The sequence below is a fragment of the Aliivibrio sp. S2TY2 genome, from assembly GCF_028765525.1.
Classification (GTDB): Bacteria; Pseudomonadota; Gammaproteobacteria; order Enterobacterales; family Vibrionaceae; genus Aliivibrio; species Aliivibrio finisterrensis_A.
The window spans coordinates 1-761 of sequence record NZ_JARACS010000037.1 but is presented as its reverse complement, the minus strand read 5'-3'; the positions used below and the strand labels follow the sequence as shown (position 1 = coordinate 761).

The following is a 761-nucleotide window of genomic DNA, read 5'->3' as shown; positions in this document are numbered from 1 at the left end:
GGCGTTATACCGTAATCGAACGTAGTTAACTGAAATCCGTGAATTGGCGTGCTAATCTAGCCTTCTTTATCATTTTAAGTAAGTAGTGATTCGATGTCAGAACATTTTAAAGGTAAGTTTGAAGTAGAGTTAAAATATAGACTGAAGTCTAAACCTCAGTTTTTAACTATATTGAATTCAATGGCATACGAAGTCATGCTTGAAGATAACTTAGAATCCGATTGTTACTTTGATACATCTGAACAAGTACTTTTGGCTGAAAATAAAAGTCTTTGTATCCGTGAAATGGAACCGTCTGGAATTAAACTTTGGATAGTCAAAGGACCAGAGGAGGACCGTTGTGAAGCAACGAATATCACCGATGCCAATAAAGCTAAAAGTATGCTTAATACAATGGGGTATCATGCTGTTTTAGCCATGAAGAAAACGCGTAGTATTTACTTTGTTGGTAAATTTCATATTACTGTCGATAATCTTAATGGGTTAGGTGATTTTGCTGAATTTGCGATTATGACTGACGATGAAAGCCTACTTGATAGTTATCGGTCTGAGCTGATTGCTTTAGCCAGTAAGTTTGACCTGAGTTCTGCGGACTTAGAGCATCGTTCTTACCGAAAAATGTACACAGAAAGTCTTACGGTATAACAAATGCATCAACACGATTTGCTACATTCGGCATTCTAGGTTTCTTTGAGTTTACCGTGTTAAGTGGTAAATTTGGGCTTAATCTGCATGGCAGCAAACGTGTTATGCAGGCGTTA

General features: G+C 37.2%; 1 protein-coding gene. It reads left to right on the top strand.

Annotated elements, in window-relative coordinates; translation table 11 throughout:
• Positions 1-93 precede the first annotated feature (93 nt).
• Positions 94-645 carry a class IV adenylate cyclase gene (cyaB, locus tag PVK63_RS19885; protein ID WP_130088444.1) on the top strand — a complete coding sequence of 184 codons (552 nt, stop codon included), beginning with the start codon at positions 94-96 and terminating at the stop codon, positions 643-645.
• Positions 646-761: the final 116 nt, after the last annotated feature.

What these genes read in the sequence shown, in the direction of transcription:
- cyaB (WP_130088444.1), top strand. Translation starts at nt 94, where the DNA reads ATGTCAGAACATTTTAAAGGTAAGTTTGAAGTAGAGTTAAAATATAGA.